Genomic DNA, 22385 nt, shown 5'->3' with positions numbered 1-22385 from the left:
CCCCCCAAATCTGTTAAACTACGTGCTCGTTTTTTCAAGAGGGAACCCCTATGAATATGCCTTCCTGGCAGCGTGCTGTGATTAAAGTAGGCAGCGCGTTAATAGCGCCAGACGAGACAGGAACGAGCAGTAAATACTTACTGGCAATTGCCCGATTTATTATCGAATGCCATGAGCGCGGTCAGGAGATTGTTTTAGTTTCCTCCGGCAGCGCAGCGGCAGGCCGTAAATATATCAAATATGACAGTGACACTATTCCGGTTACTGTCAAAAAAGCGATGGCAGCTGTCGGCCAGAATGAAATGATGGCCAGCTGGACCCGCTTCTTCGATTTCCCCTGTGCGCAGGTACTTATGACCCACGGCGATCTCCGTGATCGGGCCCGTTACGTCAGTATCCGCAACACCCTGCGTACTTTGTTAGAGCATGACATTTTACCTATAGTAAATGAGAACGATGCATTGGCGACTGACGAAATGAAAGTCGGTGACAATGACAACCTGGCCGCTATGGTAGCGACTCTGGTTGACGCTGATGCGTTGTTTATATGCTCCGACATTGACGGCCTGTTTGACGCCGACCCACGGGTTAAGCCTGATGCTAAGAAAATTCCGGTGGTTGAAACCATTACCGAAGAAATTTATGCCTTAGCAGGCGGCACCACTAACAAGATCGCCACCGGTGGTATGCGGACAAAAATTGAAGCCGCGGAAAAAGCTACCTCGCACGGTGTTGATACTTATATTGTCAATGGCCGTAAGGGCAATACTTTTGAACTGCTGTTGCGCGGTGAAAATCCGGGAACGCTGTTTAAGCGTCAGCAAGATCCGATGAGCAACAAGAAGCACTGGTTGCGACACACTCTGATTTCACAGGGCGAAATTGTTGTTGACGCAGCCACCGCCAATTCGCTGGCGAACGGCGAGCCTCTGGTTACCACGGGTATTATTGATATCCAGGGTGATTTTAATCGCGGTGACGCAGTGGTCATCCGCAGTGGTGACGATGCCGAAGCCATCGCCAAAGGAATATGTCAGTACAGCTCACATGAGTTAATGCATTTAAAGGGCCAGGAAGTCAGTCATATTGCTGAGCAGTATGGTTATAGCCCGATAACTGAAGTCATCCACAGTAACGATTTAACGATTCTGGAGGAAGTATGAGTAACTCCGTAGCAACTGAAATTTCCAAGCGTGCTGCAGCAGCAGCACGTGCTGTTGCCAAGCTTGATGAGAAAGAAAAAAATGCCGTTCTGCAGCTCATGGCTGATGCCATTCGCAAAGCGCAGGACGATATTCTGCAAGTAAACAAAAAAGACGTCGATGCCGGTAAAGAAAAAGGCTTGTCAGAAGCTATGCTGGATCGCCTGCAGCTGGATCCTGAGCGTATTGAAGGCATGGCCACTGCAATCGAAGAAATTATTGAACTGGACGACCCGGTTGGCCAGCGCAAGCCTTTCAATGTTCGCCCAAATGGCCTGGTAGTTGAAAAAATGCGTATTCCGCTGGGTGTGATCTGCATGATTTATGAGGCCCGCCCGAACGTGACTGCCGATGCCGGCGCTTTGTGCTTTAAATCCGGTAACGCGGTAATTCTTCGTTGCGGCCGCGAAGCCATTGAAACCAGTAAAGCCATTGCCGCTGCTCTGCATCAGGCATTGCGCGACAGCAACCTGCCGGAAGATGTCATTACCGTGGTTCCTGATCCGGATCGTGACCTCATGCTGGAGTTGCTGAAGCAGGATAAATATATTGATTTAGTTATCCCGCGTGGCGGCGAAGGCCTGATTCACTTTGTTAGCGACAACAGCAAAATTCCTGTTATTCAGCATTATAAAGGCGTTTGCCATCTGTACGTTGACAAAGAAGCCGATCAGGACAAAGCATTAGACATCCTGATCAACGGTAAAACCCAACGCACAGGCGTTTGTAACGCCCTTGAAGGCCTGCTGGTACATAAGGATATCGCTGACGACTTCCTACCCAAAGCAGCCGCCAAACTTGCCGCCAAAGATGTTGTGGTTCATAGCGACAACCGCTCTGCCAAGTATTTTGAAAACGGCGATGTCATTGGTGATGACGAATTTGGCGAAGAGTACCTGGCGCTTGAGATTGCCGTGCGCACCGTTGACGATTTTGACGCAGCCCTGGATCACATAAACCGTTTCGGCAGTGGTCATACTGAAGTTATTGTTACCGAGAACAAACTGACCGCAACACGTTTTATCCGTGAAGTGGACTCAGCAGTGACTATGGCGAATGCGTCATCGCGTTTTAGTGACGGCGGCCAGCTTGGCTTAGGTGCCGAAATTGGGATCTCAACCAGCAAACTCCATGCTTATGGCCCGATGGGCTTAGAAGCACTGACTACCGAGAAGTTTGTCGTTACCGGCACCGGCCACATCCGCTAACCGGCGGAACCGGTCTGCTGGTATCCTGCCAGTAACAGAGGCCAGTCGCGTTCTTCCATCCAGAAGAATTGCGTACTGGCCTCTTTTGCTTTATTCGCTTCTTTAGTAAACGAGCGCAGCAGGCGGTCCAGGTTGGCCTGACGCCAGTCGCCGGGATTTTTGAAGCCACACTTATCAAAATCAACCAACCACGCCTTACCATCTGTATCCAGCATCAGATTGTGACAGTTGAGATCGGAGTGATAGACGCCGAGTTCGTGCATTTTGCGGATCTCCTGCCCTACCACACGCCACTCGTCATTGCTCAGTTGCCGCACTTGCAGTAAATGGAAAATATCTTTAGCAGCTGGAATGGTTTCAACCAGAATATCAGCGCGATATCCCCATAGCGGGGCTCGCTGATATCTTGCCGCCACTGCCCGTGGCACCGCTAAGCCTAATTCCCGCAATTGTAGTAACAGGCTAAACTCAGCCATAGCCCGGCTACGCGCCACAGCTTCACGCTTAAACCGGTCTTTATTGAATTTACCAACCAGGCCGCCGCGGTAATAATGTCTCAGTAATAGCCCCTGCTGCCCTTCAGCAATAAACCAGGCAGTACTTCTACCTGTTGCTGAGCCCTTTATTTTGTTCGCCGCACGCCAGTACGCCGGCGAGAAAAACGCATCGGTAAGATCAGGTGCCTGCTTCGCGTCGAACCAGATCTCACTGTTTTTATCAGGATTTTTAACCGTTATCATTTTCAGCGTCCTTACCTCGGCGGGTGGTGGCGGAATAAGGTGTTTAACATCTGCCAGCATTTGCTGCGTGGCGCCCTGGTCAGTCGCAAACTCAGCCCGCGCTGTGGCGCATAGTTGTGCCTGCAATTGCTGATTATCCAGCAGCCGCTGCCACTGATTCGCTAACTCGTCCGGGCTATCGGCCCAGAGCATCGCCTCACAATTACTCAGCCGGTCGTAAATTTCCTGGAAATTGAAAATCGCCGGCCCCGCAATGACCGGCGTGTTGGTTGCGATCGGCTCCAGTGGATTATGCCCGCCCCGTTCAATCAGACTACCGCCGACGAATGCCGCGTCTGCGACCGCGTACCAGAACAATAATTCACCCATAGTATCGCCAAGCAATACCTCGGTAGTGCGAGTAACGGGTAAGCCGGAACTCCTGTTGACACATCGTAACCCGCTGCTCTCGAGCAGACGGCCAACTGCAGTAAAGCGCTCCGGATGCCGTGGCACCAAAATCAGTAAAGTATCCGGGTGACTCTTCTGTAGCTGCCTGAATGCGCTGATAATCTGTTCATCTTCGCCCTGGTGGGTGCTGGCTGCCACTACTACTTGTCTTTGATGCTGCTCGCGCCACAACTGTGCTTCATAAAGCAACTGGTCAGGTAACTGAAAGTCGAATTTCAGGTTGCCCCGCACTGCTACCTGCGCTGGCTGCATTCCTAGATCGAGAAAACGCTGAGCGCTGGCCTGAGTTTGCGCTGCAATCCAGTTGATTGCCGGCCAGATTGGACCGATCAACCAGGCGTATTTACGGTAAGAACGAGCTGAACGCTCAGACATACGGGCATTTAAAACAACGACAGGAATATTGCGGGATTCAGCCTCTTTGAGCAGACAAGGCCAGAGCTCCGTTTCCAGAATCAACACCGCCCGCGGCGCCAGTTTTGCAAAGAAACGTCGCATGGCTCCCGGGGTATCCAGCGGCAGATAATAGTGATGGACCCGATCAGCAAATAATTTGTAAGCCAGCTCCGCAGCTGTCGGAGTCATTGAAGTGAGGGTTATCGGCAATTGCGGATATGTTTCGAGCAGGCCCTCAATAAAACCGCGTGCAGCAACCGTTTCGCCTACTGACACGCAGTGAACGAGCAGGCCATCCCGCGCTGTAGGTGTTACGTTCTGCAATGCCAGCCGCTCGCGCCAGCGCTTCCGGTAGGCCGGTGCTTTACGGCCGCGCAGCCACAGGTAAATAAAGACCAGTGGCAACGCGAACCGGATAAGCAGACGGTAGCTAAAAGTCATAACGGCTTAACGCCAGTATTCTTTAATCCAGGTCGTTGGCAGAACTTTGCGGTACCACTTACCGCTGCGTCCGGCGACGGCGTCATCCGGGTGGGGCCGGCCATGAAAGATGATAACCTTAGCGCCTTCAGGGATGCGCGGCTGCTGAAAAAAGCTCAGCGGGAACGGCCGCAGACAATGCCGTTTAAAGCTGCGACACCACTGCGCCGGCCAATACTTCAGCTTGCCCTGACGGGCAACAAACTGAGTAATATATTCCTGTTCATTACGAACGTCTTTACGGGCGCCGACAGGATCGTTCTTCAGATGCTCAAGGGCGTCCACATGGGCCCCGATTTCATAACGAAAAACCGACGTATTGCCGGTCGCATCGGATTTATCCCACTCTTTGATCACCATGAAATCGCCTTCTGGTTCGAAAAACTCGTCCAGGCTATCGACAATCACAATGTCCAAATCAAGAAACAGCGTCTGCCCTTCCAGATCATATAGGGGCTTGGCGAAACAAGTTAGCTTAAGCCAGCCGTGGGCGAAGGTCCAGGCCTTACGCTTATCAAAGTCTTCAAAGCCAACCTCAGGAATCGGTTTAACTTCGACTTCTTCACGAATGCCTTCAGGATCGTCGCTAAGACAGACAAAGCGAAACGGCCGGGATAAGTTACGGCTGACCATTGAATAGAGTGTATTGACGTAGTCGGAACCATACTTGGTTCCCCATTTGATACAAATGACATTTACTGGTTGCATGATGATCCCCGCCTTGTTATCCGGAAAACCTACTATGCTGCGCATGATGCCAAATTTTGCCGGTTGCGGCTATACAAAAAGTTAGCCCGCCGCTGCGAAGACCACAGGGCGGGCTAATCAATCAGGAACTATCTGTCAGTTACTGAAAGCGACGGCTACGACCTTTGTCAGGGCGGCCTTCTTTGCTACGCGGGCCACCAGCAGAGCGCGGTGCGCCTTTAAAAGCAGGACGCTCACCCCGAGCAGGCTTGTCGCCGCGCGGACGACGGGTGATCGCTTCATCAGCCAGAGTAATTTCCATCTGGGTCTGACGAACCCGGGCGCGCTGTAAAATTTTCAGCACCGCGGTTGGCAGACCTTTCGGCAATTCGACCAGGCTATGGCTGTCGAACAACTGAATCTGACCGATATAGCGGCTGTCAATTTCACCTTCGTTAGCAATTGCGCCAACGATATCCTGTGGCCGGGCACCGTGCTCACGACCAACCTGGATACGGTAAGTATCAAAGTCGACCTTGGCGTCGCGGCTGTCACGCGGCGCCCGCTCGGTACGGTTAGCACGAGCTGAACGATCGTTACGCTCAGGGCGCTCGGCACGCTCAGCGAACTTACGTGGTACCGGATCGTCACTGACAATCAACGGCCGCACACTGTTTTGTTGAGCCAGTAAAGCGGCGGCGATTTGCAACGGACTCAATTCGGTTTGCGTCTGAATACGTTCAATGATTGACGTCAGCGTGGTCAGGTCCTGGTCAGCAACATACTGCTGGATCTGCTCCTGCAGCTTGGTCTGACGATGAATACTTAACTCGCGGGCATTGGGCACTTCAAAAAACTCGATAGAGCCACTGGTTAAACGCTCATAATGACGCAGCAAATGTTTTTCTTTGGCGCGATAGAACAAAATTGCCTCGCCGCTACGACCAGCACGACCTGTCCGACCGATACGGTGAACGTATGACTCAGTGTCACTCGGCAGATCATAGTTCACCACGTGGGTGATCTCAGGCACGTCAAGGCCACGGGCAACCACGTCAGTTGCCACCAGGATCTCAATTTTACCGCTACGCAACTGGCTGACCGTTTGCTCGCGCTGAGTCTGATTCAAATCGCCACTTAACGGCGATGCTTTAAAACCAGCCGCTTGCAGTTGTTCAGTCACTTCCATGGTATCTGAACGGGTGCGGACGAAAATCAGCACACGCTGATACTCCATCGTTTCCAGTAACCGGGTTAAGGCAGCTAATTTGCTCAGCCCACGTACCTGCCAGGCTCGCTGGCGAATACTTGCTTTCGTCTGCGGTTGTGCTGCAATCTGGATATTCACGGGTTGCTCACCCGCTTCATTAACCAGGAAGGTTTTAGCCAACTTGCGGATTGCCGGCGGCATAGTCGCTGAAAACAGTGCGCGCATGGAAGACGCAGGCACTGAACTCATGATGGTTTCGATGTCTTCAATGAAGCCCATGTTGAGCATTTCATCAGCTTCATCAAGCACGGCCAGACGCAAAGCAGATAAATCCAAGACACCTTTCTTCAGTAGGTCGAGTAAACGACCCGGGGTACCGACTACGATCTGGGCGCCGCCACGCAGGGCTTTAATCTGTGGCGGGAAAGGTGAACCACCATAAACGGTAGCCACTTCTACACCACGCGCCTGCTGACCAAACTCAGCGATTGCTTCAGCAACCTGCATAGCCAATTCACGAGTCGGAGCAACCACCAGCATCTGCGTTTTACGCAGCTTTGGATCAAGCAAGCTTAAACCTGGCAAGCCAAAGGCGGCGGTTTTACCGGTACCAGTCTGCGCTTCACCGAGCACATTCTTACCAGCCATGAGGGCCGGAATAGCTTGTTTCTGAATAGGGGTCGGAATGGTGAAATTCATTTTTTCCAGTTGTTTAAGCACAACAGGAGGCAGGCCCAAATCGGCGAACGATTGGCCAGTTATTACTTCAGTCATATTTTTCTCACATCAGTTCTGTACATCATAAGGGGGGAATTCGTACGCCTGACGACAGAACACGATGAACACTCTGGCAGGATTTCGGCGCTGTTTACCCCAGCGATTCAGGGGTAAGTCCGCTCCCATCAATAGCGGTAATGACCCTGAGGACGCGCAATATACCTGAAACCCCACCAAAACTCAAGCAAAACTAACGTTGAACTATCATGAGTTAGGCTCAATACTTAGGGTCATCTATTTATGCAAAAGGAGTATCGGATGTCTGCACATAGTATGAAGTCTCTGACCAAAACGAATGCTTTCATCGATGGTCACTGGGTGCCCGCTGATCGGCGCTTTGAAGTTACTAACCCGGCAACGGGAGACGTCATTGCCGAAGTTACCGACGGCGATACCGTCCTTGCCGAGCGGGCTGTTGAGGCAGCTTACAATGCGCTGGAAGGCTGGCGCAGCAAACCGGCGAAATACCGTGCCGACCTTTTGCGTAAATGGCATCACGCAATGTTAGAGAATAAACAAGCGCTGGCCGAGATTATGAGCGCCGAACAAGGCAAGCCGATTGCCGAAGCAGCCGGCGAAATTGAATATGGCGCCAGCTTTGTCGAATGGTTTGCCGGTGAGGCCGAGCGCGCCTACGGCGATATTCTGCCGCTGACGGACAGTGACAAGCGTAGCTGGATTATCAAGCAACCGGTGGGAGTCTGCAGCGCTATTACGCCATGGAACTTCCCCAATGCCATGATCACGCGAAAAGTTGCCCCGGCATTAGCGGCAGGCTGCACCATAGTAGTTAAACCACCACAACTGACGCCATTGTCAGCCCTGGCAATTGCGCAACTCGCCAATGAAGTCGGCATCCCCGACGGCGTGCTCAATATTGTGCCGACTACTGACTCTAAAGGTGTAGGTGAGATTCTGACCACCCACCCTCGTCTGCGCAAATTTTCGTTCACCGGTTCAACTGAAGTCGGTAAGCAGTTGATGAAGCAGTGCGCCGACTCGGTGCTGAAGCTGTCACTTGAACTTGGCGGTAACGCTCCTTTTATCGTGTTTGATGATGCGGATCTGGATATCGCTGTTGAGCAGCTACTGGCAGCTAAGTTCCGTAATGCCGGACAAACCTGTATCGCCGCTAACCGGGTGCTGGTTCAGGAGGCCGTGCACGACGAATTTATCGACAAGTTAAAAGCTGCCATCAATAAGCTCAAGGTAGACCGGGGTGATGCGGATGAAGTCGATTATGGTCCCCTGATTGACCAGGATGCCATTGATAAAGTGCAGCGCTTACAGCAGTCGGCACTGGATAATGGCGCTGAACTGGTATCCGGCGGTAAGGTGCTCGATGAACTCGGCCCGCTTTTCTATGCGCCTACTCTGATCACCGGAGTCACGCCGGAAATGGATATCAGCAAAGAAGAGATCTTTGGTCCTGTGGTTGCCGTACAAACGTTCAGTGACGAAGCTGAAGGTATCCGGCATGCTAACGATACGCCATTTGGGCTGGCTGGTTATTTTTGTGCGACGAATATAAAACGTATTTATCGCGTTAGCGAACAACTCGAATGCGGTATGCTAGGTGTAAATGCTGGTGCTATATCGCATGCCTACAATGCCTTCGGCGGAGTAAAACAGTCCGGTATTGGCCGCGAAGGCTCACGTTACGGGCTGGCTGAATACCAGGAAACAAAAAACATTACCTTAGGCGACATTGAATGAACTCAGTCATAACGGACTTACGGGTAACTTACGCGAGCGGTATGACCCGCCCGCGCGAGTGGCGGCTGCAGCAACTGCAACAGTTAGCCCTGATGCTCGAAAAGCATGAGTCTGAACTACTGGAAGCCCTTGAAAGCGATTTAGGTAAGTCAGCCGCTGAAGGCTGGCTTACCGAGCTGGGCTTTCTGAAATCAGATATTGGCTACACCAGTAAGCAGCTGAAAAAGTGGATGCGACCGCGAACCGTTTCACAGCCGTTACTGGCCTGGCCGGGCCGCAGTCAGGTCTACCCGGAGCCCCTCGGCGTGGTACTAATTATTGGCGCCTGGAACTATCCCGTACAGTTGCTGCTTAGTCCGCTGGTCGCCGCCCTGGCCGCGGGTAACTGTGCAGTCCTTAAGCCGTCCGAGCATGCGCCGGCGACAGCCGACGTGCTGGCCCGACTGATCCCCGACTATTTATCTCCGGAAGCGGTCACTGTTGTCACCGGCGGCGCCGATGTCGCCGAGCAGTTACTGCAGCAGCGGTTTGACCACATTCTGTATACGGGTGGCGGGCGTGTGGGTCGCATCGTAATGAAAGCCGCCGCCGAACACTTGACCCCGGTAACCCTGGAACTGGGCGGGAAAAGCCCGGCCGTCGTATTAAGCGACGCCGATCTTACAGTGAGCGCGCGCCGCATAGCCTGGGGCAAATGGTTAAATGCCGGACAAACCTGTATCGCGCCGGATTATGTATTGGTTGATGAGCGGGTGCAGGATGAATTTATCGGTGAACTCAAAAAAGCGATCGAGAGCTTTTTTGGCGAGGATGCCGAACTGGCCGACGATTATGGCCGCATTGTCAATGAGGACCATTGCCAGCGCCTGATCAAATACCTCGATCAGGGCACCATCGCTCATGGCGGTAATTATGATGCTGCATTGCTCTACATTGAACCCACCATCCTCACCAACGTCGATGCAGATAGCCCGGTAATGCAGGAAGAAATTTTCGGCCCCCTGCTGCCGGTGCTGCCGGTGCGTAATCTTACCGAGGCAATTCAGTTTATCCGTGAGCGTGACAAGCCGCTGGCTCTATACGGCTTCAGCCGCTCGGATCGCGCTTTAAAACAGCTTACAGAGCAAACCCATGCCGGTAACCAGTGTAATAATGACACCCTGATGTTTATGCTAAATCCGGAACTACCTTTTGGTGGAGTCGGTCCCAGCGGCATGGGGCGCTATCACGGACGCTATGGGTTTGATACCTTCAGCCATCAAAAAGCAGTGATGAGCCGGCCGTTCTGGCTGGATCCTTCTTTTCGCTACCCTCCCTACACTTCTTTCAAACAGAAATTGATGCGCTGGTTCACTTGAACCAGCTTAATTAAGCCCCATGTTTAAATCCATCAGTAACGATTAGATGGGGCAACTCGTGCAAACCGATAACATCATTAATGTAACCATTGAAAACTTTCAGCAGGTGATCCTGCAGGGTTCCCAGGAAAAACTGGTGCTGGTCGACTTTTGGGCTGACTGGTGCGAGCCCTGTAAGCAACTCATGCCGGTATTGGAGAAACTCGCACGCGACTACAGTGACCGCGTAATCCTTGCTAAAATCGATTGTGACGCGCAGCAAGAACTGGCCGCTCAGTTTGGCGTTCGCAGCCTGCCGACCGTCGCCTTCTTTAAAGATGGCCAGCCAGTCGATGGTTTTGCCGGGGTTGAATCAGAAGCCGCCATTCGTTCCCGTATTGAGCAATATATTCCCGGTCCCGCCGATGACTTGCTCAAAGAAGCACAAGATCTGTTGCAACAAGAGCAGTATCAGGACGCCTATACCAAAGCCAAACAGGCTTACGACATCAACCCCACGGATGCCACCGTTCGCTTAACCCTTGCCGACGCTGCCTGCAGTGTCGCCCGGCTTGAACACGGCAAGGAATTGCTCGAAAGCATTAAGATGGCAGACCGGGATAGCTACTATCAGCATGTTCTCAGCAAGTTAAACCTGGCTGAACAAGCAGCAGACTCCCCCGAACTGCGGGCCCTGCTGGCCGCGGTCGAGGAAGCTCCTGAGGATTTGGAGAAACGGCTGGAGTTAGCGGCTAAGCTCTATCAGGCCCAACGGACCGAAGAGGCTTTGGAACATGTATTCTTTGTATTACGCCGCGATCTGTCATTCGCCGACGCCCGTAAACAGGCACTGGACATGCTGAATGGTTTGCCTAAAGGCGATCCACTGGCCGCCAGGTACCGGCGTATTCTGTACAGTATGCTCTATTAATTGCCGCTGAGCTGTTGCCGGTAAAAGTCGATGATTTCCTGCGCTCGATCCGCTGGAGAAAAACGCTGCATCGGATAATCAATGCGCTGCTTGCCCTGGGCAACCAGTGTCTTTATGGCCGCAGCCAGCGCGTCCACGTCGTCAACCGGCACCGGTGGTTCGACAAAGTATTCCCGCAGATAACAAGCGCCTTCGGTCGCCGTTGCAACCATGGGTAAGCCCGCGTTCATGGCTTCGAGAAATACCAGACCAAAAGACTCAGCCCGGGCCGAACTGGCAAAACCATCGAATGCCGCATAGCAATCCTGGGGGCGGGAACTGAAGCCCGCCAGAACCACATCGGCAGCGGCACTTTGCTGCAACTGTTCCAGCGCTTTTCCCTTACCGACAATGACCAGCCGTGTGTCTGGGATCGCGGCTGCCCGAAAGGCTTCAATTAAAACCTCATGGCCTTTATTGGCTTCTACGCGGCCCAGGGTTCCGACGACGAAGTCGGCGTCGCTCACACCCCATTGCTCCCGTAATTTAGCTCTGGCGTCAACAGCAGGCGCCGCTGCGATGGTCCAGTTATCTATCTGCCGGCTGCGCTGACGCAGCAGCGGCGGGATCTCGGCGAGCTGCCAGGGAGCTACGGCCACCAGCGCATCCATATGAGCATGCTGCCCGGGTTTGTAGCGAAGATGCAAAGAGGCGACACATAAAATATGCTTGCCTATCCCTTTAAGAGCTTTGCAGGCTGCGCTCAGATGCGCGTGGGCTACATCGGGCTCTAATTGCCGTATGAGCCGCCGGGCGCGCCAACTCGCCAGCCATTTGGGACCGCTGACCAGATGGATACGGACTTTAGGATCCAGATGCTGAACAATAGCGTTGGCGCGCTCTTCCGCGCCACGCCGGTGCAGAATCATGGCGACCTCGTGATGCTGAGCATGCAAGTTGGCCAGTTCTGCGGCATAGCGCTCACTACCAGCGAAACTATGCGTAAGGACTAAGTGAACTATCTTCATTTAAAAGCCTTTGGGGGCGGACCAATATCTATACCTGCAGATTGCAGTTGCGTCGCCAGATCACGGCGGAAGCACTGATAATCGACTTCAGTTGAATGGCGTCCACCTGCCTCGAAAGGCAGATGCGGATGCTCCATTTCATACTTAATAGCGGCAGCGAGATCCTGCGGCCGTCGGTATTGCTGCTGAATTTCCGCAACTGCCAGCCGGGCCTGGTGGTCGGCTAACGGCCAGATACAACCAAGCGGTTGAAACAAACCAATAAAATAAAGGTTATCAAATTTCTGCGGTATCATTTTTAAGTATAGCGGGGTGCGCTGGTGTTGTTCAAAATCAATCAAGTCTGCGTCAAAAAACGGAAAGCTGATACGAAAGCCCGTGCAAGCCACTATGATATCAAAATCGGCTTTTGTTCCGTCCACAAACTCGACTCCGCTCGCGTGGTAACGGGAAATTGCCGGTCGCGGCGTTATCCGCCCATGGCGGATGTAATCCAATAAATCCGAATTAACTGTCGGATGCTGGCTCAGTAGCGGTTTTTCGGGCCTAGGTAGGTTATAGCGCTTTTTATAATCGCCCTGTAGCAACCGGACCAGCCAGGTTAGCAAGCGTTGGCGTAACCAGACCGGTACCCAAAGGGGCATGCGCGAACCCAGCTCGTCGGTTGGTACTCCAAACATGAACTTTGGCAAAAACCACTGTGGACTGCGCATGCTCAGCGCGACTGTTCCTGCCACCCGTGCGGATTCGACCGCAACATCACAGGCCGAGTTGCCAGCGCCGATAACCAGCACCCGCTTATCACGCCAGCTATCGTCTACTCCTTTAAAGTCATGGGAGTGCATGATTCGGCCGTTAAATTCACCGGGGTATTCGGGGTATTTAGGATTCCAGTGATGGCCGTTCGCCACCATCAAATGAGTAAAAACCTGTTGCTCCTCATCGCCCTGCTCGTTCTTTACAGTTAACTTCCAGTGCCCATCTGGTCCCGGAGTGGCGCGCAGTACGTCGCTATTAAACTGAATAACAGGTAGTACCGAAAAATGCTCAGCATACCGGTGAAAATAAGCTTGCAACTGGCGATGGTTCGGGTAATCCGGATAGTCCTCCGGCATCGGGAAATCTTCGTATTCAGACCAATATCGCGAACTGATAATATGCGTATTATTATATACGCTTGAGTGCCCGGTTTTACTGTTAAAAACCCAGTTACCGCCAACCTGATCATTTTTTTCAAACAGCGTGACTTTCAGCCCCTGCTGAATGCAATTCTTTGCTGCGGCCAGCCCTGAGGGCCCGGCGCCAATAACAGCAACGTGGATGGCAGCAGCCATAGTTCTTTATCCTTGTTTTTTTTGCGCAGATAACGATCGCATGAAGTGCGATGCAAAACAATAACCACGGCCAGCTTGCCGCCACCATGCGCATGCGCTAGGATTGGGGCAATTTGGTCCTTCCACAATAATAACGAAAAGCAGGATTTCTTATGAGCGCACCTCGCGAGCATTTTAGTTCCAAAATAGGTTTTATACTGGCAGCTGCTGGTTCCGCCGTTGGTATCGGCAACCTGGTTGGCTTTCCCGTTGCTGCAACCAAAAATGGTGGCGGTGCCTTCTTAATTTTGTATGCACTCTTTGTTGCCTTTATCTGTCTGCCCGTCATGCTGGCAGAAATGGGGCTCGGAAGAAAGTCTCAGCACAGCCCTTACTCAGCCTACAATGAGATCGGCGAAGGCAAAGGTATCTGGCGTTTAGCTGGTTGGCTGGCCACTATTACCCCTTTTATGATTGCCGTTTTTTACATGGTCATTACGGTCTGGATTTTTGGTTATCTGTACCAGTCGATACTCGGTAATCTGGATCTACTTGCCAGCGAAGGCTACTTCCGCCAATTCGTGAACAGCTACCACTTTGTTGGCTACCTGATCGCGGTCACTATTATTGTTAATGTCATCCTGATCGGCGGTGTCCGCAAGGGTATTGAGCGCGCTTCAAAAATACTGATGCCAACCTTGTTTCTGATGCTTATCCTGTTGGTTATCTTTGTTCTGACCCTGGATAACGCTATGGCCGGTGTCAGATTCTATCTGATACCTGATTTCAGCCAGATAACTGGCACTGTTATTAATGGCGCCCTGGCCCAGGCATTTTTTTCGCTGTCACTGGGTATGGGTATCCTGATTACTTATGGCTCCTATTTCCGCCGCAATGACGATATAGTCACCTCGGGCAAACTGGTTGCCATAACGGATACTTCTGTTGCTTTCATTGCAGGCCTGATGACCTTACCGGCGATTTTCGCAATCTACCCGAACACTGACCCTGAAACTCTCAGCGATTCGTCAGTAAGCATGATTTTTTCGTTTTTCCCTAATATATTTCTGGCGCTGTCTGACAGTGTTGGATATGTAGCTGCAAGTATCGCCGCGACCATATTCTTTTTACTGGCTTTTGTTGCCGCCATTACCTCGCTGGTATCTATCATCGAGGTTCCGACATCTTCGTTTATGGAACAGCGTAATGTCAGCCGCAAAAAGGCGCTGCTGATAATGGGCGGTGCGATTACCGTGCTGACTTTAATAGCCGCCACGTCTTTCGGCATGGTGCCCTGGTTCACAAAGTTTGTCGTCTATGCGAACCTGGACAAATCCGTATTCGATGTTATTTATGATGTGTTTTACGACACCATTTTGCCACTTAACGGCTTACTGATTTGTTTGTTTGTGCGCTATCGCTGGAAACGCTCACAACTAACCGCAGAGCTGGCAGAGGGCAATGCAGCCTACCCGACTTCGTGGTTAGCAAAATATGTCAGCTTCTCTATCGGAACCTTTATTCCGGTAATCCTTGCCATTGTTTTTGCCAATACCGTACTAACCAAGTTCTTTGGTTATTCGTTCCTGTAGCGGCGGACTGAATGCAGGAACTCCTGGCTAAACTGAAGACAGCACAATTTCGTGCTGTCTTTTTGTTTGATGGCCCGGGTGAGTGGCTTACCACACAGCAGCAGTTAATCTCAGATCAGTTCCCGCGTTTATTGCATCTGTCTGGCCAGCACGATGACCATACTAACCTGAATCGCTACCGCGACTACCTGGGGACCTCCCAGTCAGCCGTGCTACTCGACTGCTCCGGTCAGTTACATGCCGATGCAATAGCTGCATTAGCCGGCACTATAGTCGGCGGCGGTGTGCTCTTTATCATGCTGCCTTGGCGCGACAGTCCGTTTCGCCAGAGACTACTTCGCACCAGCACCGCCTTTGGTTTTATCAAAACCGTTACCCCCGGATTTTCGCTTGAACAAGCCGTGGCAAAGCTGTTGCAAAACGAATTCCAGCCAGCGCCAGTGTCAGGATTGCCGAACGCCGACCAGACTGCCGTTATTAACAGCATGGTCAAACTGCCCGGCACCTGCCATTTGCTGCTTGCTGATCGGGGCCGGGGCAAGAGTACTGCGCTCGGGCTCGCCTGCCAGGCGTTTGCGCAGGCTTACAAAGGTCGCAAATTAATCGTTACCGGACCGCGGCCCGCGGCCGTAGCTACGTTACTTGAACACGCCGGCGAATCGGTACAATTCGTGGCTTGGGACCGACTGCTAAGCCACTACGACCCCAGCACCGTCAGACTGATAATTGATGAAGCTGCGGCATTGCCAATGCATGTCCTGAAACAACTTACGAGCACCTTTTCAGTATGGGCAGTGGCTACCACTGTTGATGGCTACGAAGGCTGCGGGCGGGGCTTCGCGGTACGTTTTGTCGAATGGCTGAGTGAGCACAAAACCTGCAAAGCGCAACAACTGATCAAACCGGTGCGCTGGTCGTCTGAGGATACCTGTGAAGCCTGGCTCAACCAGGCCTTACTAATGAAGTCAAGTACAATCCAGAAGCCTAGCCCGGAGCCCGACAAGCCCGTATTTGAGGGTTGTCATGCCAGTGAGCTGGCCGAGCAACAATTAGCCGAGGTGATGAGCTTATTGCTTGAGGCACATTACCAAAGCAGCCCGAACGATTTGCGGCTGCTGCTGGACGGCAGCGATCAGCGATTGCTGCTGTGCCAGCAACAAGGCCAGCTACTCGGAGTGATCTGGTATGTTATTGAAGGCCCGGTTGATACTAGTCTCCATAATGAAATTTTGCAGGGACAGCGGCGTTTACCCGGACAAATTTTACCGCAAGCGCTCAGCTTTTATTTACAGCAGCCCGCAGCACTTGGTTGGCGTTGGTGGCGCATAACCCGCATCGCCGTGGCTGCTGACATACGGCGAGCAGGTGTTGGTTCGCTACTGTTAAGTCAGTTGATGCAGGCGGCTGTCAAAGCTGGCGTCGACGCACTAGGTTCCAGCTTCGGTGCCAGCACTGACGTGGTTAAGTTCTGGCTTAGCAATGATTATCAGTTAGTCCGTATGGGCCGGCGCCTGAATATGGCTAGCGGCTTCCCAAATGCCCTCATGGGTAAAGGACTGAGTGCGGAAGCAAAATTGCACATTCAGCAATGGCAGCGTTACTGCCAGATGGAGGTTGCCTGGCAACAGCAACGTCTGGATGTATTGCCCCGCTCGCTGTGGGGGATAGCCGAAGCAGTGCTGCGCGGTTTCGCCTATGGCAATTTACCCTTTACCGAAGCCCAGTTTGCCTGGTTTGTCTGTAATCGCATGCATTCCGCTCAACAGCTGGGTGTCAGTTTACCCGCGCAAATTCTGGATAAAGCAGCAACCTCTGCCGAACTTGCCCAGCAGTTCGGTTACAGTGACCAACTTTCTATGCAGCAACAACTTCGACAGATGGCCCGCCATTATTTAGAGCAGTTATACCGCTAGAGTCTCTGAATTTCTGCTGTGATTCATGCTGTTTGTACAAAAATATGCTATCTTTCAACCTTAATGTTCGCCCCTCTACTGATTGATAAAAAGGGTAGTCTTCATGTCTCGAGTATTAATTATTGGTGCCGGCGGTGTCGCTGGCGTAGTCGTAAAAAAATGTGCCATGCTGCCGGAGTATTTTTCTGAAATCCATCTGGCCAGCCGCACGCTTTCCAAGTGCGAAAAGCTCCAGCAGGAAGCGGGCAAAGACCGCGTAGTTGGTGTGTATAAAGTTGATGCCGATCAAGCTTCTGAAGTTGCAGAGCTGATCCGCAAAGTCGACCCGGCACTGGTCATTAACGTTGCCCTGCCTTATCAGGATCTGCCCATTATGGATGCTTGTCTGGAGACCGGCGTTGATTATCTTGATACGGCTAACTACGAGCCTAAAGACGAAGCGAAATTTGAGTACTCCTGGCAGTGGGCATATCACGATAAATTTAAAGAGAAAGGCATCATGGCATTGCTGGGCGCGGGCTTTGACCCGGGCGTTACTAATGTCTTTACCGCCTATGCTGCGAAACATTACTTTGATGAAATCCACTACCTGGATATCGTCGATTGTAACGGTGGCGACCACGGTCAGGCCTTTGCCACCAACTTCAACCCGGAAATCAATATCCGCGAGATTACGCAACGCGGTAAATACTGGGAAAACGGTGAATGGCACGAGACTGATCCTATTAGCGTGCGGGAAGACCTGGACTATCCGAACGTTGGTGTACGGCCATCTTATCTGCTGTTCCACGAAGAGCTGGAGTCGCTGGTTAAGCATTTCCCTACCCTGAAGCGCGCGCGTTTCTGGATGACTTTTGGCGATGCCTATCTCACTCACCTGCGGGTACTGGAGAATGTCGGCATGACCGCCATCGCGCCAATTGATTTCCAGGGCCAGAAAATAATCCCTCTCGAATTCCTTAAAGCCGTACTGCCAAACCCTGGCTCACTGGCTGAAGGTTATACCGGCCTGACTTGTATCGGTACCTATGTAACAGGTATCAAGGACGGCGAAGAAAAAACCATCTTCATCTTCAACAACTGCGATCACGCCAAGTGCAACGAAGAAGTCGGGGCCCAGGCTGTATCCTATACCACTGGCGTTCCGGCTATGATTGCAGCATCTATGATGCTGCAGGATAAATGGAAAAAACCTGGTGTATGGAACATGGAGCAGTTTGATCCCGATGAATTCATGGAGCGCCTGAATAAATATGGCCTGCCATGGCAGGTTATTGAATGCGATTCACCTTTTAAGCGCTAACACATGACAAATCCTTATTTGAATAAGGCGATTCCGTCGCCTTCTTACGTATGCAACGAGCGTTTGCTCAAGCGCAACCTGGAACTCATGCAGCGGGTACAGGACGAAAGCGGCGCGCAGATTATTCTGGCGTTGAAAGGTTTCTCTATGTGGAGCACCTTTCCTCTGATCCGTAAGTATCTGGTTGGCTGTACCGCCAGCTCGGTTTGGGAAGCGCGGCTGGCGCAAGATAAGTTCGGCCGTGAGGTTCATGCCTACGCCCCAGGCTATAAAGCTGAAGAGCTTGAGGTGTTGTTGCCCATCGTGCAGCACATCTCATTCAATAGTATGAGCCAGTGGCGTCGATATCGCGACCAAACCCTGGCCAGTGGTGTTTCCGCCGGGCTGCGTATTAATCCTGAACATCAGGAAGCTGAAACTGAGCTTTATGATCCCAGTGCCCCGGGTTCGCGGCTGGGCGTACGCCTGGCCGAACTTGAGGGTGCCGATTTAAACGGCATTGAAGGCTTCCATGTACATAACCTGTGCGAATGCGATTCCTTTGCCCTGGAACGAACCCTAAACGCTGTGGAAAGCAAGTTTGGCCAGTACCTGCACAAGCTCAAATGGCTGAACCTCGGCGGCGGGCATCTGATGACGCGCACTGGTTACGATGTGGACCACTTAATCAAACAGCTTAAACGATTACGTGAAACCTACGACCTTGAGGTTATCCTCGAGCCGGGCTCGGCAGTGGCCTGGCAAACCGGACCGCTGGTCGCTGAGGTCGTTGATATCGTTGATAATGACGGACAGATCGCCATTCTGGACATTTCCGCTACCGCGCATATGCCCGACGTGCTGGAAATGCCTTATCGCCCAACTGTCACCGGTGCCGATAAACCTGGCGTGCTGACTCATACCTATAAACTCGGTGGTAACTCCTGCCTGGCAGGAGACGTTATCGGGCTTTATAGTTTCAACGAACCTTTGCAGCCGGGTAGCCGGATTATATTTGAGGATATGATGCACTACACCATGGTGAAAACCAGCTTCTTTAATGGTGTCGAGCATCCCTCAATAGGTATCTTGCGAGAAGATGGCGAATTTGAACTGGTTCGAAAATTCGTTTATGAGGATTTTCGCGATCGGTTATCCTGAAGCTGACCTGCTAAACCAACAACAGCGCCTTCAGAGCGCTGTTGTTGGATCTACTCGTCAGGCCGTTTGCGCCCGCGCATAATGAGCAAGCCCCTGTAATACCAGTTCACTGCGAAGTTCGCCGCGCCGCTTTATCTCAGGCGGCAGCAAGGGCACTGAGCCGCCGCTGAATAACAGCCGGAACTGGAACCAGTCTAGTTCAGTTTCAGTCACCATAAGTGCCTGTCGAACTAAACCCGCGAACGCATTAACGCAACCATTGGCTAGGCCATCGGGGGTATTGCGGCCAAGTTGGTTGGGTTTACCCCAGCCAGACTGTGGGTCCGAGAATACCCGTGGCGCGCGTTGCACCACAGAATCCTGCATCAAATCGACGCCCGGGCTAATCCAACCACCTAAATGATTACCTTCCCCATCGACCCAGTCCACAGTAATGGCGGTGCCAGCATCAATGATAAGGGTTGGTTTAGGTTGCTCATTAAAGGCTCCGATAATGGCCAACCAGCGATCAACACCAAGATCACCGGGTGTGCTATAGGCATTTGTCACACCAAAAGCGTTGGCCTGACTATGTATGTCATGGATTTCGGCGTTAGCGTCCTGTAACCAGTCAAGCAACTGCTGCCGTTTTTGCGAATTGCTCACGCTAGCAAGCCATACCGAGGTGAGTTCAGCCGGCAGCCCGGTTTGGCTAAGTTCGTGATAGGCCACATTAAACAGTGGCTCAAGATGGCCCTCAGCATCCATTACGGCGGTCTTTACCCGCGTATTGCCAGCATCAATTAATAGTTTTTTATTCATAACGTAAACTGACTTCCCCTGCGTGATAGCGTTCGATCTTGCCGTTTCTGCTCAGGAGCAATGCTCCCTGCTCATCAATGCCTTCGGCGATGCCGTGAATAACCTGATCGCCCATCATTATCTTTACTGGCTGCATAGCCAGTCGATCATAGTGTAACCAGCTTTTAATAAAAGGTTTGAGCCCTTCTTGTTCAAAGGTGTGCAAACCCTTACGGCATCGGTGGATTAAGTCCGCCGCCAACAGGTTACGATCAAACCCGGCCTGCAAAACCTGACGCAAATCGGTCCATGGCTGGTCAATGCTTTGCTCTACCGACAATGGCATCGCCAGATTGATACCTACCCCAATGACCGCGTTCGCAGCCCCACTCGCCTGGCCTTCAAGCTCGACCAGAATGCCGGCGATCTTGCGCCCGTCAATTAATACGTCGTTCGGCCATTTAAGTTCAACACCAAATACGCCGAGGTTATGCAACATCTCAGCGATAACGGTGCCAACCGCGATACTCAGCCCCATGGCCCCAGCCATTCCCTGCGTAAGAGGCCAGTGCATGCTCATATAGAGGTTACTGCCAAAGGGCGAATGCCAGACTTTTCCGCGGCGCCCCCTGCCGTGGGTTTGCGCTTCTGCTAATACGGCAAAACCGGCCGGCGTGGAGCGATCACGTAACTGGCGCAGATGATCATTGCTGGAGCCAACGACACGTTCCAGTACCACATCAGCTGCTTTGCCGTCACTATCGGCGACTTGAGCAAGCGCTGCAACCACAAGATCTTCTTTCAGTAATTGCAAAGGCTCGGCTAAGCGATACCCTTTACCAGAGACCCGGAATACGTCGATCCCCAACTTTTCTATGGCATCAATATATTGGCCGATGGAGGTGCGGCTAACGCCTAACAGCTCGCCCACATCAGAGCCAGAATGGAATTGCCCATCAGCGAGTAATTCAATTATTCGATTAATATTAAGCTCACGTTGCTTCATAATTGGATCAAATTCCTTTTGCCAAGAATACGTACTTCTGCTTCCAGCTCGACGCCGAAAAGCTCCGCTATACTTGCCTTAATCGAACGTGCCAGTAGGATAACTGCCTTTCCATCTACAGCGTCCTGATTAACTAAAACAAGGGCCTGTCTGCTATGCACAGCGACTCCGTCCAGCGCTTTTCCTTTCCACCCGGCCTGTTCAATCAGCCAGCCGGCGGCTAACTTTACACTTTGCTGGCTGACCGGGTAAAACGGTATGCCAGCGTATTTTTGCTGAAGTTCATTAAGCACATCTACTGATACTACCGGGTTCTTAAAGAAACTGCCCGCATTTGGTTGTACCGCAGGATCAGGTAGCTTACCCTGACGCACCTCAATAACACGCTGGAATACCTGAAGCGCTGTTGCTTCAGAACCAAGCTCTTGTAACTCGCCATAGCTGGTGACCGGCTGCCACTGTTTAGGCAGCCTGAAAGTCACCGACGTAATCAACCAGCGCCCCGGATGTCTTTTAAAGGTGCTATCCCGATAGGCAAAATTGCAGCTATCCCCGGATAGTGTGCAGTGGTTCTTGTCTTGCCGATCCCAGGCCTGAACAGAAGCAACAAAGTCAGATATCTCGACGCCATAAGCCCCAATATTTTGTACCGGGGCGGCGCCGACAGTACCGGGAATCAAGGCGAGGTTTTCAAATCCGAAGATGCCCTTATCCAGCAAGCTGCACACCAGCTGGTGCCAGTTTTCACCGGCACCGGCGGTTACTTCCCAGCTGCTATCCGTTTCCTGGTAGACGATTCCCTTAATTTCCACCTTCACCAGTGGCAGCTTAAAATCCGTGGTAAAAATTGTATTGCTGCCGCCACCGAGTACATGGTAATCAGTGTCGGGTAGTTGCTGGCAATCATCAGCACTTCTAAGACACAGCAAGGAATCAGCACAAGCTGGCAGACGAAAGGTGTGCAAAGGAGCCAGAGGAATATTAGTTTGGATATTTAGCATAGCGATGATTGTAAACTGAATTGACTGGCTCTGCTACGGCTCTGCCGGACGGTTGGACATAAAAAAAGCCCCTGTCATCTGACAGGGGCTTTCGTTATTTGAAGCCTGGCGGTGTCCTACTCTCACATGGGGAGACCCCACACTACCATCGGCGCTGAAGCGTTTCACTACTGAGTTCGGAATGGATCAGGTGGTT

The 22385-nt window shown here is 52.1% G+C and carries 17 protein-coding genes and 1 rRNA gene; 9 read left to right on the top strand and 9 right to left on the bottom strand.

Going from position 1 to position 22385, the window contains the following annotated elements; genetic code table 11:
• Nucleotides 1-50 precede the first annotated feature (50 nt).
• Both proB and R3196_RS05810 read left to right on the top strand, forming a co-directional pair.
• Entirely contained in the window at nucleotides 51-1163 is a 1113-nt protein-coding gene (gene proB, locus R3196_RS05815) for a glutamate 5-kinase (RefSeq protein WP_318935748.1), read from the top strand.
• Nucleotides 1160-2410 (top strand): glutamate-5-semialdehyde dehydrogenase, encoded by a 1251-nt coding sequence (locus R3196_RS05810; RefSeq protein WP_318935745.1) that lies wholly within the window; start codon nucleotides 1160-1162, stop codon nucleotides 2408-2410. The genes proB and R3196_RS05810 overlap by 4 nt, the downstream gene beginning before the upstream one ends.
• Here R3196_RS05810 and waaA read toward each other — a convergent pair.
• The 3 genes from waaA to R3196_RS05795 all read right to left on the bottom strand — a co-directional run bounded on the left by waaA (nucleotide 2407) and on the right by R3196_RS05795 (nucleotide 7147).
• Nucleotides 2407-4437 carry a lipid IV(A) 3-deoxy-D-manno-octulosonic acid transferase gene (gene waaA / locus R3196_RS05805; protein ID WP_318935743.1) on the bottom strand — a complete coding sequence of 677 codons (2031 nt, stop codon included), beginning with the start codon at nucleotides 4435-4437 and terminating at the stop codon, nucleotides 2407-2409. The two genes, R3196_RS05810 and waaA, sit on opposite strands and share 4 nt — an antisense overlap.
• 6 nt (nucleotides 4438-4443) lie before the next feature.
• Entirely contained in the window at nucleotides 4444-5184 is a 741-nt protein-coding gene (locus R3196_RS05800) for a glycosyltransferase (RefSeq protein WP_318935742.1), read from the bottom strand.
• 139 nt (nucleotides 5185-5323) lie between these two features.
• On the bottom strand, nucleotides 5324-7147 hold the full coding sequence (locus R3196_RS05795; RefSeq protein WP_318935740.1) for a DEAD/DEAH box helicase: 1824 nt from the start codon (nucleotides 7145-7147) through the stop codon (nucleotides 5324-5326).
• Between the two features lie 261 nt (nucleotides 7148-7408).
• On the opposite strand from R3196_RS05795, the gene R3196_RS05790 reads away from it, so the two are divergent.
• The 3 genes from R3196_RS05790 to trxA are packed head-to-tail and all read left to right on the top strand — an operon-like array spanning nucleotide 7409 to nucleotide 11134.
• The gene (locus R3196_RS05790; protein WP_318935739.1) at nucleotides 7409-8866 is read left to right on the top strand and encodes an NAD-dependent succinate-semialdehyde dehydrogenase; all 1458 of its coding nucleotides are present in this window, start codon (nucleotides 7409-7411) and stop codon (nucleotides 8864-8866) included.
• Entirely contained in the window at nucleotides 8863-10224 is a 1362-nt protein-coding gene (locus R3196_RS05785) for an aldehyde dehydrogenase family protein (protein WP_318935737.1), read from the top strand. Before R3196_RS05790 ends, R3196_RS05785 begins: the two co-directional genes overlap by 4 nt.
• A gap of 58 nt (nucleotides 10225-10282) precedes the next feature.
• Complete coding sequence (trxA, locus tag R3196_RS05780) at nucleotides 10283-11134, top strand: thioredoxin (RefSeq protein ID WP_318935736.1); 852 nt, start codon at nucleotides 10283-10285, stop codon at nucleotides 11132-11134.
• On the opposite strand, the gene R3196_RS05775 is transcribed toward trxA, so the two are convergent.
• Both R3196_RS05775 and R3196_RS05770 read right to left on the bottom strand, forming a co-directional pair.
• Nucleotides 11131-12141, bottom strand: a complete 1011-nt coding sequence (locus R3196_RS05775) for a glycosyltransferase (protein ID WP_318935735.1) — start codon at nucleotides 12139-12141, stop codon at nucleotides 11131-11133. The genes trxA and R3196_RS05775 overlap by 4 nt on opposite strands.
• On the bottom strand, nucleotides 12138-13475 hold the full coding sequence (locus R3196_RS05770) for a flavin-containing monooxygenase (protein ID WP_318935733.1): 1338 nt from the start codon (nucleotides 13473-13475) through the stop codon (nucleotides 12138-12140). The genes R3196_RS05775 and R3196_RS05770 overlap by 4 nt, the downstream gene beginning before the upstream one ends.
• Before the next feature lie 152 nt (nucleotides 13476-13627).
• On the opposite strand from R3196_RS05770, the gene R3196_RS05765 reads away from it, so the two are divergent.
• The 4 genes from R3196_RS05765 (at nucleotide 13628) to nspC (ending at nucleotide 19402) form a co-directional block, all read left to right on the top strand.
• Nucleotides 13628-15046, top strand: a complete 1419-nt coding sequence (locus R3196_RS05765) for a sodium-dependent transporter (RefSeq protein ID WP_318935732.1) — start codon at nucleotides 13628-13630, stop codon at nucleotides 15044-15046.
• An 11-nt stretch (nucleotides 15047-15057) separates the two neighbouring features.
• Nucleotides 15058-16959 carry a GNAT family N-acetyltransferase gene (locus R3196_RS05760; RefSeq protein ID WP_318935731.1) on the top strand — a complete coding sequence of 634 codons (1902 nt, stop codon included), beginning with the start codon at nucleotides 15058-15060 and terminating at the stop codon, nucleotides 16957-16959.
• Between the two features lie 103 nt (nucleotides 16960-17062).
• On the top strand, nucleotides 17063-18262 hold the full coding sequence (locus tag R3196_RS05755; protein WP_318935730.1) for a saccharopine dehydrogenase family protein: 1200 nt from the start codon (nucleotides 17063-17065) through the stop codon (nucleotides 18260-18262).
• Between the two features lie 3 nt (nucleotides 18263-18265).
• Nucleotides 18266-19402: a carboxynorspermidine decarboxylase gene (gene nspC / locus R3196_RS05750; protein WP_318935729.1), complete on the top strand. Its 1137-nt coding sequence runs from the start codon at nucleotides 18266-18268 to the stop codon at nucleotides 19400-19402.
• Nucleotides 19403-19459: 57 nt separating this feature from the next.
• Here the strand turns inward: nspC and R3196_RS05745 are convergent, their stop codons facing one another.
• The 4 genes from R3196_RS05745 to rrf form a co-directional block, all read right to left on the bottom strand.
• A complete protein-coding gene (locus tag R3196_RS05745) occupies nucleotides 19460-20203 on the bottom strand; it encodes a type III pantothenate kinase (protein ID WP_318935728.1) in 744 nt (247 codons plus the stop codon).
• Entirely contained in the window at nucleotides 20196-21188 is a 993-nt protein-coding gene (gene birA / locus R3196_RS05740) for a bifunctional biotin--[acetyl-CoA-carboxylase] ligase/biotin operon repressor BirA (protein ID WP_318935727.1), read from the bottom strand. Before birA ends, R3196_RS05745 begins: the two co-directional genes overlap by 8 nt.
• Entirely contained in the window at nucleotides 21185-22189 is a 1005-nt protein-coding gene (gene murB / locus R3196_RS05735; RefSeq protein ID WP_318935725.1) for a UDP-N-acetylmuramate dehydrogenase, read from the bottom strand. The genes birA and murB overlap by 4 nt, the downstream gene beginning before the upstream one ends.
• Nucleotides 22190-22292: 103 nt before the next feature.
• Nucleotides 22293-22385, bottom strand: a 5S ribosomal RNA gene (gene rrf / locus R3196_RS05730); the annotation flags it as partial.

Source organism: Pseudidiomarina sp., assembly GCF_033722695.1.
GTDB lineage: Bacteria > Pseudomonadota > Gammaproteobacteria > Enterobacterales > Alteromonadaceae > Pseudidiomarina.
Note: the sequence above shows the minus strand (reverse complement) of the source record. Positions and strands in the feature narration are given on the sequence as shown.